Source organism: Paenibacillus sp. OV219, from assembly GCF_900110075.1.
Lineage (GTDB): Bacteria > Bacillota > Bacilli > Paenibacillales > Paenibacillaceae > Paenibacillus_Z.
The window spans coordinates 419635-433712 of sequence record NZ_FOCJ01000004.1; the positions used below are offsets into that span (position 1 = coordinate 419635).

General features: G+C 55.5%; 11 protein-coding genes. All 11 read right to left on the minus strand.

Features of this window, described 5'->3' with window-relative positions:
• Positions 1-707: 707 nt before the first annotated feature.
• The 11 genes from BMY11_RS13630 to BMY11_RS13675 all read right to left on the minus strand — a co-directional run bounded on the left by BMY11_RS13630 (position 708) and on the right by BMY11_RS13675 (position 14045).
• A complete protein-coding gene (locus BMY11_RS13630; RefSeq protein ID WP_177182628.1) occupies positions 708-1739 on the minus strand; it encodes a zinc-dependent alcohol dehydrogenase in 1032 nt (343 codons plus the stop codon).
• The gene (locus BMY11_RS13635; RefSeq protein ID WP_177182629.1) at positions 1681-2739 is read right to left on the minus strand and encodes an ROK family protein; all 1059 of its coding nucleotides are present in this window, start codon (positions 2737-2739) and stop codon (positions 1681-1683) included. The genes BMY11_RS13630 and BMY11_RS13635 overlap by 59 nt, the downstream gene beginning before the upstream one ends.
• Positions 2732-3916 (minus strand): N-acetylglucosamine-6-phosphate deacetylase, encoded by a 1185-nt coding sequence (nagA, locus tag BMY11_RS13640; protein WP_177182630.1) that lies wholly within the window; start codon positions 3914-3916, stop codon positions 2732-2734. The genes BMY11_RS13635 and nagA overlap by 8 nt, the downstream gene beginning before the upstream one ends.
• A 28-nt stretch (positions 3917-3944) precedes the next feature.
• Entirely contained in the window at positions 3945-4625 is a 681-nt protein-coding gene (locus BMY11_RS13645; protein WP_177182631.1) for a creatininase family protein, read from the minus strand.
• Positions 4573-4752, minus strand: a complete 180-nt coding sequence (locus BMY11_RS28870) for a hypothetical protein (protein WP_177182632.1) — start codon at positions 4750-4752, stop codon at positions 4573-4575. Before BMY11_RS28870 ends, BMY11_RS13645 begins: the two co-directional genes overlap by 53 nt.
• Positions 4753-4825: 73 nt before the next feature.
• Positions 4826-5650: a sugar phosphate isomerase/epimerase family protein gene (locus tag BMY11_RS13650; RefSeq protein ID WP_090576658.1), complete on the minus strand. Its 825-nt coding sequence runs from the start codon at positions 5648-5650 to the stop codon at positions 4826-4828.
• A gap of 13 nt (positions 5651-5663) precedes the next feature.
• Positions 5664-6839, minus strand: a complete 1176-nt coding sequence (locus BMY11_RS13655) for a dihydrodipicolinate synthase family protein (RefSeq protein ID WP_371262826.1) — start codon at positions 6837-6839, stop codon at positions 5664-5666.
• A gap of 12 nt (positions 6840-6851) precedes the next feature.
• A complete protein-coding gene (locus tag BMY11_RS13660) occupies positions 6852-8003 on the minus strand; it encodes a Gfo/Idh/MocA family protein (protein ID WP_090576661.1) in 1152 nt (383 codons plus the stop codon).
• Positions 8004-8075: 72 nt separating this feature from the next.
• The gene (locus BMY11_RS13665; protein ID WP_090576664.1) at positions 8076-10199 is read right to left on the minus strand and encodes a right-handed parallel beta-helix repeat-containing protein; all 2124 of its coding nucleotides are present in this window, start codon (positions 10197-10199) and stop codon (positions 8076-8078) included.
• A 180-nt stretch (positions 10200-10379) separates the two neighbouring features.
• Positions 10380-11822, minus strand: a complete 1443-nt coding sequence (locus BMY11_RS13670) for a hypothetical protein (protein ID WP_090576668.1) — start codon at positions 11820-11822, stop codon at positions 10380-10382.
• A 201-nt stretch (positions 11823-12023) separates the two neighbouring features.
• Positions 12024-14045 (minus strand): family 20 glycosylhydrolase, encoded by a 2022-nt coding sequence (locus BMY11_RS13675; protein ID WP_090576671.1) that lies wholly within the window; start codon positions 14043-14045, stop codon positions 12024-12026.
• Between the last annotated feature and the right edge of the window lie 33 nt (positions 14046-14078).

Genomic DNA, 14078 nt, shown 5'->3' on the forward strand with positions numbered 1-14078 from the left:
AGATGCGGAGAATGGTGAGAAAACAGCTAATCCAGTGGACCACATTGCTGAGAATCCAGCGAGGAAGGTGAAAGAGTGTACTCCAGGGATCTACTTTGGCGGAAATCCGATGAAATGAGTGAATGTAGCTGGTCTAGTGGACTTCTTGGGCGGAATTCCGGCGAATTGAGTGAATGTAGCTGGTCTGCTGGACCTCTTTGGCGGAATTCCGGCGAATGCTGTGAATGTAGCTGGTCTGCTGGACCTCTTCGGCGGAATTCCAGCGAATTGAGTGAATGTAGCTGGTCTGCTGGACCTCTTTGGCGGAATTCCGGCAAATTGAGTGAATGTAGCTGGTCTGCTGGACCTCTTCGGCGGAATTCCGGCGAATTGAGTGAATGTAGCTGGTCTGCTGGACCTCTTTGGCGGAATTCCGGCGAATGCTGTGAATGTAGCTGGTCTGCTGGACCTCTTTGACGGAATTCCAGCGAATTGAGTGAATGTAGTTAGTCTGCTGGACCTCTTTGGCGGAATTCCGGCGAATTGAGTGAATGTAGCTGGTCTGCTGGACCTCTTTGGCGGAAATCCGGTGAGTTGAGTGAATGTAGCTGGTCTGCTGGACCTCTTTGGCGGAAACTTTCCGCCGAAATCACCAAAGAGGATCCCGCAAGGATCCCCTATTCCTATTCCTATTCCTACTCCTACTCCTACTCCTACTCCTACTCCTACTACTCCCGCCCTCGCCAATCCAGAATTACGCCGCACGCGCGGTTCTTATGGTGCAGCAGCAGCTCATACGCCCGCTTCGCTTCCGAGCTCGGCAGCCGGTGCGTAATGAACGGCTCTACGCAGAGCGTTCCGCTCTGAATCATGCCGAGCACCTCTCGGTAGAGCTCGCCCGAGGTCGGCAGTCCTTCGACTCCCTTCAGCGAAGCATGTGCTCCCGTCAAGCTCACGCCTTTGCGATGGATGAGCTCGTACACGTTCAACGTCACGAGCCCTCGCGTCGAACCGAGCAGGATCACTTGACCGAGCTGCCGACACAGCTCCAGCGCTGTAATAACCAGCTCGGGCACGCCGCTCGCTTCAACCACAATGTCCGGGTCCTTGCCGCCTGTGATACGATGAACATCTTCCCGAAGCGCCGCCTTCCCAACGTCGCCGCCAGAGAGCACAACATGCGTAACGCCTGTCTGTTTTGCCAGCTCAAGCCGCTCAGGCACAACATCGATGCCGATTGGAATGGCACCGCGCTGCGCGAATAGCTGTGCAGCTAAGTTGCCGACGAGCCCCATGCCGAGGACAGCGACATAATCGCCTGGCTTCACACGAGATAAGAGCACCGACGTCATCGAAATTTCGGCGATTCGTCCGAATAGCGCAAGCTCCGGCCTCAAGCCGTCTGGCAGCCGGACAACCAAATCATCTGCAGCTTCCAGCACTTCATGACTCGCATGATGCCCCGCCGTGAAGACACAGTCGCCGCGTGCAAAACCGCTGCCCGCTCCCGCTTCAATGACCTCACCTACCGTCGAGTACCCCGGATGGAACGGAAACTTTGCGAACCGATTGGCGGGATTCGGCAAATCAATATGCGTGCCTGTATATAAGGCCAGCTCCGTTCCCGGGCTGATCAGGCTGTACTGCGTCTCAACAAGGACGTCACGCTCGCCCAGCTGCGACGACTCAAACGAACTCTCTTCATATTGAACCGAATAAGGACCGGGAAACCGCAGTTTCGTTATATGACGCATCGTCATCTCCCCAATCCACCTCCTTCTCACACTGGGATGCATACGCAACCGCGCCAATTAATCCCGCTGAGTCGCCGAGCGCCGCCCTTAGGACAACCGGCTTTTTCGAATTCACGTACCGGCTGTTAATTTTCTCCCGGACAGGTCCGAGCAAGAGCTCGCCAGCCTCCGCAACGCCGCCGCCAACAATAACCGCATCCGGATTAAGCAGACAAACGGCTGTCAACAGCTTCGAAGCAAGCACCTCCCCGACATGACGAAAAATCTCCCGCGCTGCAGCATCTCCCGCGCTCGCCGCCTGATAAACATCCAATGCACTTGGCCTGCGTCCCAGCAAACTTAGCTTCGTCCCACCTTCCCCCAATGAAGCTACTGCCTCTGCTGCTAACCGGGAAATTCCGGTCGCCGACACGATACTTTCCACGCAGCCGCGCTCGCCGCATGCACATAACGCCGATTCCCCAGCAACCGGATCATGCCCAATCTCACCGGCAAAATAATCCCCGCCCCGCACAATCCGACCATCCACAAATGTCGCTGCCGCAATCCCCGTGCCGACGGTCAAACATAGTACATTTCGGTAGCCTCGCCCCGCTCCTGCCAGCACTTCACCAAGTCCGTAGATCCGTACATCATTGTCGATGTGAACGGGAACGCCAAGCCTGTCGCTCATCTGCTCCGCAAAAGGTACGTTGAACCATCCCTTATTGGAGGCTGCCTCAGCCCTACCACGAACCGGATCTACCCGTCCCGGTACGCCCATGCCGCAGAGCGCAAGTCCATCCTTGCAATCAACCTCCAAGACAAGCCGCTCGATCTCCTCTTGCAGCAGGTCAAAGAATCCCGCCGGATGATCCGTCCTCCCCGGCAAATGCGGCAGAAGAGTTGGCACAGAACGTTTGCCAAGCAGCCGTCGTGATCGGTCAAAGATACCGATAACCGTATTCGTTCCGCCAATATCGACTCCGACATAAGCTTGCTTAAACGAGGGTTGCAGCTCACTCATCCGAATCCCTCCGATAGACGGTTCTTCCGCGAACGACGGTCTGCTGTACATGAAGCTCGGCATCCAGCAGCACGAAATCTGCATCTTTTCCAGCTTCGAGCGACCCTTTTGCAGCGGATACCCCAATTTGTCTAGCGGGCACAAGCGACAGCGACGGCAGCACCTGCGCAAGCGATAGACCTGTAAAAGAAATCGCATTTCGAAGCGCTTGACCCATGGTGAGTGCGCTGCCGGCAAGGCTGGAACCGTCTTTCAAATAGATTTGACCGTCGTGCATCGTTACATTGCCATAGTCCCCATCCGGAAGTCCGGCACAGGTTACCGCGTCTGTAATCATGCACACTTTGCTCGGCCCTTTAACATCAAACAACAGCTTCACCACTGCCGGATGAACATGAATGCCGTCACAGATCAGCTCACAGGTCAGCTCATTCAGCGTCAGACCGGCGCCAGCGAGTCCTGGCTCCCGATGATGAAGCGGGCTCATGCCGTTAAAATGATGCGTCGTGTGGTTAAGCCCAGCGCGCACCGCCTCGCGAACCTGCTCATAAGTAGCGTTGGAATGTCCAGCAGACACCGTAATACCAAGCCCCGCCAGCTGGCGGACAGCCTCCATCCCTCCGTCCACTTCAGGCGCGATGGTTACCAATCGAATCTGCTGCCGCGCTGCCTCTACAATCAGCTCGATCTCCTGTGCCGATGGCGTTCGGATATCGTCAATGCTTTGCGCCCCGCGCCGCAGCACATCAAGATACGGCCCTTCAAGATGAATGCCAATCAACTCCGCTCCACCAAGTCCATCGCCAAGAACAACCGAAGAAGCAGCATCAAGCGCGTGCAAAATCCGCACAAGCGGAGCCGTTGTCGTCGTAGCAAGAAACGATGTCGTGCCATGCTTGGCATGAAAGCGGCTGATGCCATCCAGGTGCTCCCGCTCCCCTGCCATCACGCTAAAGCCGTTGCCGCCGTGGATATGAACGTCGATGAAGCCGGGCACGAGCAGCTGCCCGCTAGCATCATGGATCGGGACATCAGCGGGAACCGTCAGCTCCGCGCCGCCAATTGCCGCAATTCGACCGTTCTCATCAACCGAAAGGCGACCACCTTCAATGATCCCTTCCGGCGTATAGATCGCTGCGTTTGCATAACATGCTGCCTTTGCACTCGCCATCGTCATCGCCCACTTCATCTCCCTCATGAGTCGCTTATTCGAAATTCAGCAGCCTCGCATAGCGCTCTTGAGCGAACCGAACGAGTCCGGTGACCTGGCGCTTATAACGAAGCTCGCCTTCCGCAGCGGTTGCCGCCGAATACGGCCGTTCGCCGCCAACGCCAAGATGCTCGCGGTCATGGCCCTCATTCGCTGCCATGTTGACTCTTTCGCCATGCAGATACAGCATCATGCTCGTCTCAATTGCAGCGGCGTGATCGCTTGTGCGAAGCGGATCGCCTTGCTCCATCAGCAAATAATCCATCGAGAAGCAGACCGGCTCCGCTCCGTCATCACGTTTGCAGCGGTAGCACACTTCGTCGATGGTATTTTGCTGGATGGACGGATTGTGCCCGGAGATAAGCACGACAAGCCGGAAGCCCCGGCTCAAGTAATTGCGACATGCGTTCTCTAGCAGCGCTGCGAACAGCTGTGTGTCGATGGAATAGAACGAGCCCGGAAGCGCGTAGCCTGCCGTGGCGTCCATGCCGTAACCGATACCGAAGCCCGCATCCCAATAAGCGTCCGCTGCAAAATGTATCGCAGGCATCACGACGCCGCCGGTCTGCTTTGCCGCTGCCAAACATAGCTGCTCGGCCTTCAAAGAATCGACGCCAAGCGGGTTATGCCGACCATGCCACTCCAGCGGCCAGCGTGCCAAGCGGCTGGTATGCAACAGGGAACTGCTCCTGAATTGCCAGCAGCTCGCCCGGCCGCAAGTAGAGCGCACGCACCTCCGCAGCAGGTATTGGCTCGAGCGGCACCTCACTCTTCACCTTAGCTGCATCGTAATGCTTCCTCATCGCCGTTCCCTCCATCGTTACTCTAGTGTTTACCTTTGGCGTTAACCCCCGTAGCGTTTACCTCTATCCGAAGCTATACATGCTCCAGGTATCTGCTCTTAATCAGTTCAAGCGACTCCTCGCCGCTTAGCTCCCATATCGCCTTGTTGAAAATCTCCACTTCAATCGGACCCTTATAACCAGCCGCCTCGACAGCTTGCCGGATACGCCGCAGCTCGATGACGCCATCCCCCATCATGCCGCGTCCCATTAAGAGATCCGGCGTCGGGACGATCCAGTCCGACACATGGTAGCCAACAATTCTCCCAGCAGCTCTAGCAATTTGTTCATATAGAGAAGGGTCCCACCAGACGTGGAATACATCGACGACAACGCCGACCTGTTCCGGCCGGTACCGCTCCGCGATATCATTCGCCTGCGAGAGCAGGTTAATGACCGAGCGCTCCGCCGCATACATCGGATGAAGCGGCTCGATGCCGAGCCTAACCCCGTGCGACTCCGCCAACGGAACAAGCTCGGCGATGCCTTCCTTCACCATGAGCCGCGCTTCGGCAATGTCTTTGCCTGCGGCCGGGCCGCAGACGAGGACAAGCACATCCGTGCCGAGCTCCGCCGCTTCCTCCACTGCGCGGCGGTTATCGTCCATCCGCTGCCGCCGCTCCTCGGGCGTCGCCGCCGGGAACATGCCGCCCCGGCATAAGCTCGATACGCGCAAACCGGAATCGCGGATCAACCGCCTCGCTTCAGCCAAGCTCGGCATTTGCGCCAGCTTGTGGCGCCACAGCGCAATCCATGGGACATCTGCGCGAAGGCAAGCCTCAACCGCTTCGGGTAAGGACAGCCGATCCGTCGTAATCTGGTTTAAGCTGAGCCTGCTTAAGTCCGTTAGCTCCTGCATGTGAACCCCCCTCTCATTGTTCAATGCCTGCGAGTGCCAGCACCTGCTTCATCCGGCGCGCCGCAAGCTCCGGCTGAACAAGCAGTCCAGCCCGATCTGCCAGCTGGAAAAACTCGGACAGATGCACGATGGACCGCGCTCCTTCGGCTGCGCCAAGCATGCGGAAGTGATTCTGATGACCGTTCAAATACGCCATGAAGACGATACCCGTCTTGTACGCATAGGTTGGCCGCTGAAAAATATGCCGAGACAACGGGACGGTCGGCGCGAACAAAGCTTGATACCCCGCCACGTCGCCTTCATCAAGAGCGTGAATCGCCGCGGCAGCAACAGGTGCGATCGCGTCGAAAATGCCGAGCAGCGCATCGCTGTAGCCGTACTCATCGCCGAGAATTAGCTCGGGATAATTGAAATCATCGCCCGTGTACATGCGCACGCCGCGCGGAAGCTTGCGGCGCATCTGCACTTCTTTATCCGCATCGAGAAGCGAAATCTTGATGCCATCGACTTTCTCCCGATTCGCCCCGATAACGCGGAGACAAACTGACATCGCCGTATCGATATCGCTCGAGCCCCAATAACCGGCTAGAGCGGGATCGAACATATCTCCGAGCCAGTGCAAAATGACCGGCCGAGACACTTGACGCAGAATCGTCCCGTACACCCGCTCGTAATCCTCCGGCGATTTCGCAGCTGCAGCCAAAGCGCGGCTCGCCATCAGAATGACTTGCCCGCCGCGACTCTCGATATATTCGCACTGCTCCTCGTAGGCGCGAATGACTTGCTCGATTGTCACCTGCGGCCCCGGTGCCAGCTGATCGGTTCCGGCACCGCAAGCGATGCGCCCTCCTACGGATGCAGCTTCCTTCAGCGACAAGCCGATCAGCTCCTTGGCGCGCAGCCAATCGAGCCCCATCCCGCGCTGCGCGGTATCCATCGCTTCGGCAACGGCAAGGCCGAGGGACCATAGATGATGCCGGTACGCCATCGTCGCCTGCCAGTCAACAGCAGCGCCAAGCAGCGGCTCCACAGTTGCAAGCGGATCACAAACAACATGCGCCGCAGAGAAAGCGATGCGCCCTTTCAGCGGAACGGCGGGAGCTTCAATCGGCGCTCTCCCGCTCAGCGTATAGTCTGCCAATCCCCCTCCGGCGATAGGCAGTCTCAGCTTATTCACTTGGCTCATCATCGCGTCCACCCCCTAAAGCTCAAGCGCCGGAACATCGACCCAGCGCCGCTCTGCCCAAGATTGCAGGCCAAGCTCCGCCATCTGCGTTCCTTTTGCACCTTCCAGCAGATCCCATGGGAATGGCGATCCAGTAACGACATGCTTCAAGAACAGCTCCCACTGTACTTTAAAGCCGTTCTCGAACAGCTGATTGTCCGGGACTTCCTGCCATTGCTCCGTGAACCTAAAAGGATTCGGAATGTCAGGATTCCACACCGGCTTAGGCGTGTTGACACGGTGCTGTGCCTTGCAATCGCGCAAGCCTGCAACAGCGCTGCCTTCTGTGCCGTCTACTTGAATCGTTAGCAGATCATCCCGATCGACACGCACCGCCCAGGAGGAATTCGCTTGGACGATAACGCCGCCTTCGAGCTGGAAAGTCGCGTAAGCCGCATCGTCCGCCGTGCAGGAGTAGCGCTCACCCTGCTCGTCGACACGCTCAGGAATATGCGTAGCGCCAAGGCAAGAGACCGCTTTCACTTCGCCGAATAGATTATCCAGCACATAGCGCCAATGCGCGAACATGTCCACAATGATCCCGCCACCATCCTGTTTGCGGTAATTCCACGAAGGCCGCTGAGCCGCTTGCCAATCCCCTTCAAACACCCAATAGCCGAATTCCATGCGCACGGACAGAATCCGGCCGAAGTAACCCGAGTCCACCAAACGCTTCAGCTTGATCAACCCAGGCAGAAACAGCTTATCCTGCACGACGCCATTCTTCACTCCGGCTTCGCGAGCCAGCTTCGCAAGTGCAAGCGACTCCTTCAAGCTGTCCGCAGTCGGCTTCTCGCAATAAATATGTTTGCCTGCCGCGATTGCTTGCTTCACGCTCTCCGCCCGCCGAAGGGTCGTTTGCGAATCAAAATAAATCGTATTGTTCGGGTCCGCCAAGCAAGCATCCAGATCGGTGCTCCACCTTGCAACTCCGTGCTTCTCTGCCAATGCTTGCAGCTTATTTGCCTGTCTGCCTACCAGGATCGGATCGGGCATAATGCTATCACCGTTGGGAAGCACGATGCCCCCCTGCTGACGGATCGCTAGAATCGAGCGGATCAGATGTTGGTTCGTACCCATCCGCCCTGTCACGCCATTCATAATAATGCCAAGCGTATGTACGGTCATCTTACATAGCCTCCTTATGATTAGGTGTCGCCGCTAGCCTTCATCCGTCCCAGCCAGCGGCGACGCACCCATCTAATTCTTCACATACTCAAACGCGCCAATATCGAGCTTTCCTTTATCCGGCCGCTTCTCGCTTTGCTGATGCAGCACGTACTGCTTCTGCAGCAGCTCACTGTAGGAGCCGTTCAATCCCGCTCCCGCATTGATCAGCGCTGAATCGGCTTTCAGCTTGTAATTCTGCACGCCAAGGGTCACATCAATGAAGCCTGGGTCGACGCCGATTAATGTCCCGATGTTCTTCGCGGGAACACGGTCAGGCTCATTGAAATCATAGAAATAGCCCGCGGTAAACCAGTTGTTCCGCAGCTCAATCATGCCGTCATCATCAGTAATGACCAGCGGCGCCGGATTCGCACCGGCATGGTGGAACACATTGTTGCGCGCATCCACATGCTTGCCCGGCGCGTAGAAGAGCACTGTCCGCTCGGTGCGTCCCGGATCCTTCAGACCTGGCACGCCGTCTTGTCCATACACGCGCTGCTGACGGTACGTCACGACCGTGTTGTTCCAGAAATTCAGCGTTCCGTGCCGATCTGGAACCGTCACATTATCGCCGCCGAAGTTAATAATTTCGTCATCGCCCCAAGTATCGAACAGATGGTCACGCTCAATCAGCAAATTGCCGTATACGAACGAGCTGTTGTACGCCCGATCGAACACGATGCGCGGCGTATCCTCTGCGTCATCCAATGCAATTTGCCTGCGTCCGCCTTCAATCCAGTTATACCGGACGACGGTGCCTGCGCCGCGGTCCTTCAGACCGTAGCCCTGCGAGCCAGCGAGCAAATCGCCGTAATGATTGTTCTCATACACCGTGTCAATCGCGGCAATGTAGCTGTTATGCTCGAACATACGGCCTGCGTTGCCGTTGCCGTAGATGGAATTGCCTTGAATGAGCAAATCCTTCGAGGTGTAGTCGATGAGCGCTCCTTCCCATACATACATCGAGGATGTCCCGAATATGCCGTTTCCGTTTGCATGAATCGTATTGTTACGCAATGTCACATGGTCGCCGTTATCGATCCAGACTCCCGCGGCATTGACTGCGTAACTGGTCTCCGCGCCGCTCGCGTTCACATATTTCTTCGAGGCATGCGCATTCAGCACTTCAAAATTCTCAAACGTCACATACGCCGCCTTCTTGCTGTCCTTGCCAATGCGTACAAGCGAACGGCTTGCGTTAGGAAGCGGATTAAGCGTGCGTGTCACCGCTCCGCTGCCGTCAATCTTAGGCAGCTCGCCGCCTGGTCCCGGTACGCCGTGAATGATAATCGGCTGCTCCTTCGTACCCTCTGCGAATATTCCGATTTTTTCACGGTAAGGCTCAGGGCGATAGTAGATGTACACGACATCTCCGGCTTTCAACGTTTCCCAGGCAAAATCATTAATGTTCTCGTACGTCTTGCCCGGTCCAATCTCCACCGTAGCAGGCGGCGCTTCATTCACGCCCGGCTGCTGCTTCGAAGTCGCTGGCACCCAATTGTCATAGCTCACGCTGCTAAGGTCGAGCTGGAACTTCAGCTTGTCCTTGTCCGCCATGCCGGCCAGATCAATCGGATCGCTGAAGACCATCCATGATGCACCTGCACTGCCAGCCACAGAGTACGAGATGCATTTGGAATCAGACACCCCGCACTTCTTGGCAATTATCCCGTTGATTGTGTAGGTGTAGTACAGATCGTCCTCTCTTGCAAAATTAAGGAATTGGAACGGGCGCTCCGCCTCATTCGTGAACAGCTTAATGTCGCCGATGCTCATTTTGTCCACATAGAGCGCATCCTTCGATTCCGGCCAGCCGTTCACAATCTCGCCGTCCTCGTTCATGGCTGCCTCCGCAGGCACTAGAGCAATGCTGCTCAGCTTGCCGCCATCTAACGTCTTCAAGAGAGACACCGGAATATCAACCGATTGGAACCCGTCCTTCACGTCCACGTCGAACGTGAATGAATGAGCCCCATCCGCTTCGTATGTACCGCTCTCCGTGTCGACATTGAACAATGCTTTCACCTTGAATGGCGCGGCGGCGCCACTGGCCTGCTGTACACTACTTGCCGCAAGCAGCGAGAGCAGCATCGTAAGCATAATAAGAATTAGGATGACTTGTTTCGATCTCATCGGTCTAAGTGCTTGGTTCATCTTCGCCCGAACCTCCCCTTCATCGAAGGACTGCCCTAAGACTAACCGTACAGCTGCGACATTCTCGCGGCTACGGTAGCCTTTTGCAGTCCTTCATTCTTCTTCGACTTGTGAAAAAAATGACCGGAATCGGAAAATAAGAGAAGAACCGTTAGAGAGGCTCTTCTCCCTTGGGTAACGTTAATTCTCGAATGCGCCGATATCTAGTGTGCTGTGAACTGCGCGAGCGACGGATGATTGATGCTTCACATATTCCATGTTTACTGGATAGGAGCTTGCGCCAGCGGCCAGAGAAGTACCGGCGTTAATAAGCGCAGAACCGGTTGTCGGACGCAAATCGAGCGTAGAGAAGTTAGTGAAGCCAGGTGATGTGCCGGTAATTGTACCGGAGTGGGTCACTGTGCCGCCGGAGCCTGCAGCAATGTTCACATAGCCGGTGTTGATCCAGTTGTTATACAGATTCGCCGTACCTGTCTGGTCGATAATGCGAAGCGAAGAAGTTGAGACGCTCTTATAGAACACGTTGTTACGTACATCCGCTGTCTCGCTGCTCGACGACAGCCGCATCATGGTCGCGTTATCGGTACGGTTCGAAATAAACGTATTGTTGTACAAGTAGAGCGTTCCTTTGCGGTAGAGGGAGGTTGTGCCGTTGTCGCCGCCGTAGTGGACAAATTGCGGGTTGCGCGTATCATTTGGCTTAATGAGGACATTGCCGTACACATACGTTTTGTGATAATTGGCATCGCTGCTGATTAGCGTCGTATCATCGCCTTCAACAAGATCGAGCTGGCGATTGCCGCCTTCAACCCAGTTGTACCGGATAACCGTGCCCGATGAGCGGTCCTTGAGGTTGTTGCCCGTGCAGCCGCTGCACAGGTCGCCAAGTCTGTTGTACTGGAAGGTGATGCCAATCGCCGCGGTATAGATGTTATGCTCATAGACACTGCCGCTGTTGCCGTTACCGTAAATATAGTTGCCTTCAACGAGAATGTTTCGCGAAGCGCCGGCATCCGAGCTTGCAACGAACAAGCCGTTACCGCCGTCAGTAATGATATTGTTGCGGAACGTCAAGTTCTCGCCGTACTCCACGAAGATTGGGGAAGCCGCCTTCACATAGCTTACCGTTGTGCCTGCATTGTTCGTGTAGGAGTAACCCAGCTTCGCGCCACGAATTTCCAAGTTCTCAATCGTGATGTACTTCGGCAAATTACCTGTGGACGGATCTGAAGCACTGCCCGCGAAGCGTGCCCCGCCAATCTTAATGACGGAACGGTTGTCGTTCCAGAAGTCCAGCGCAGCACGGGTCGTTGCCCCGTTGCCGTCGATGACCGGCCTTACGCCGCTCGCGTTCGGTACGCCTGTGACCGTAATCGGTGCTGTCGAAGTTCCCGCGCGGGAGATGACGATCTTCTCCTTGTACGGCGTGGAGCGCCAATAAATCTTTACTTGGTCGCCCGCGTTCAGCGATTCCCACGGTACATCGCCGATATTGGTGTATGCCTTGCCAGGTCCGACCTCGTAGAGCGTTGCTGCATACGCTTTGCTCGCGCTTGGCGTGAAGCTGATTAATCCCAGTACAGGCAGCATCGCCAATACTACATAAATCGTTTGTCTACGCATTTTTCATCCTCCTTCAGTTAGCTTTTTCTTCGCCACCATGGCAATATCCGCCCCTTTAGCGGTGCGCACATCGTGATGCAAGCCTCCTAACGAATCACCTCCAGCCGATCGAGATTGACCCCACTATAGAAAAAAACCGACGAGAAACCAATCGTCGGTTTTTTATGTCTCTCACAGTTTTCATGCTTTCTAACAAACAGACTAATTCGATGCCAAATTCGCCTCTCCCATAATGCGAATCTGCTCCTTCGGCTCCGCGTTCGCCAAGGCTGCACGGTCGGGAACAAGCTTCATCTCTTTGACCCAAATGTTGCCGCCGACCGGTTGATCGACAAGCAGCCTGATTGCGGCTACCGTCCGCTCTGGATGCGGGTTCTCAATCAGCCACTTGTAGCAGGTTTCATCCCCGAGCTGCATCGGCAGAGACGTGAACGCAGCTTCGTTCAAGATGGCATCTATCTCATACTGCGCTGCCGTATAGATGGTTCCTCGGGTCAGCTTCCGGTTCCAGAACCGGTCTTTGTTCGAAATGTTGAAGCCATATGTGATCGGTACACTAGCCTTCGAGCCGTCCTCGTACTCCAGCACATATTCACCGATTCGGTATTCCCGATTATCCAGGTAGATGCCATCAATGAACTGGTGGTATTCGCGAATATGATCGGTTGTGTGTACGACCTCGATATAAGCAGTCCCGGGAGAGGATCCAGCTTGGCGCAGCGCTTCCCTATAGCGGTATCGGTAAAGCTCTTCGAAAGCGAGACTCGCCGTCTCTTCATGCATCGTGTCATCATAGTTATCCCGCCAGAACAGATAAGACGAGTATGCCATGGAGAAAAGCACGCCATTGCGCTGCAGGTTCGCTTCTTTGAGAGCGCTCCAGTTCGAGATGATGCCCCCGAGCGGCTTTTGGCGAAGTCGCGTGCTCCAATCGGCGAAGGAAGGTCCGTCGAAATTGCCATAGACAACCGGCATGCCTCGCTCGAAATACTGCTGTTCAAAATGCCGTTCCACGCCCCAATACCAGTGCATCATCAGCATATCCCGCGGCACAAGATCGATTGCTTTGTACGTTGCCGGGATCGTCTCGCCAAAATCAGCTCCTGTATAATAGTCGACCATGCGCCGCTGTGCACCGCCGTATGTTTTGCCGTCCGCCGTGATCGCGTTCAGGAGCTTCTCGCTCCAGAGCATCGTTTGCACGCCGCGCTCTTGCAAGTAGGCATAAATGCGGTTAATATCATCGGCGTACAGCTGCTCCGCTGGCTTGCCTTTGCACTTGTCGCATAGCCCAATGGAGTACAGCTCATCATGTCCGATATGGACCGTGCGAGGCTTGAAAACATCAAGCACTTCATCGAACACATCAAACAGCAGCTCATAGGAACGCTCGTCGGACGGGCAATACGTATCCGGGTACGGGTCGTTGTGGCGCTCCCTAATTTCAGGATGGTTGATGAGCAAGTAATCGCAATGGCTGTGGCTTGGCACCTCTGGAATGACGTCCAGATAGCGCTGCTTGCAGTACTCCACCAGCTCCCGAACCTGCTGCTGCGAGAGATAGCGACCGCCGCCGTTCTCGGCATGGATAGAATTTTTGTACCAGTTGAAGGTTTGCTCTTGGATGACGATCGTCTTGCCGCTGTATTCGTACATCTCCTCGCAGTAACGCACCCAGCCCTCGTTTATCTCGGGATGCTTCTTATATTCCATCGCGCCGCCGACTTCGATGACGATTGTATTGTATTTGAAGTAGACCAGCATATCGACGAAACGCTTGAAGTAAGGAATGTCTTCCTCTGTCGGCAAGTAAACCTTCAAGCCCCTTACTGGAACGGTCGGCTCATTATAGAGCAAGCCTGACGGCACGAAGCCATGTCTGCGATCGGCCTGCTTCGTGAGTGTCACAGCCCCGTACATGAAACCTCTCTCCTGCTCGGCATAAACCGTAATCGCGTCACCGTCCACATGGATGACATACGATTCTTCTTGCTCTGTATACTCGCACCCAAGCTGCTCGCGGATAAGCTGGCGGACCGCATCCGGCACGCCGAGGCGGAATGCAACTTCCCTGTAAGCCGTTTCGCCTTCGGGAGACTGAGCTACAGCAGCCTCTACCAGGATGTCTCTAATGAATGAAATATCGCAATGAAGTGCCGTATCCTTCGTCAGCCAGCTTCCTGTCTGCTGCCAAGCCGCATGTGCCGTTAAAAAATCGTCCATTGACGCATTCCTCCTGTTTCCGAGTGAGTGAGT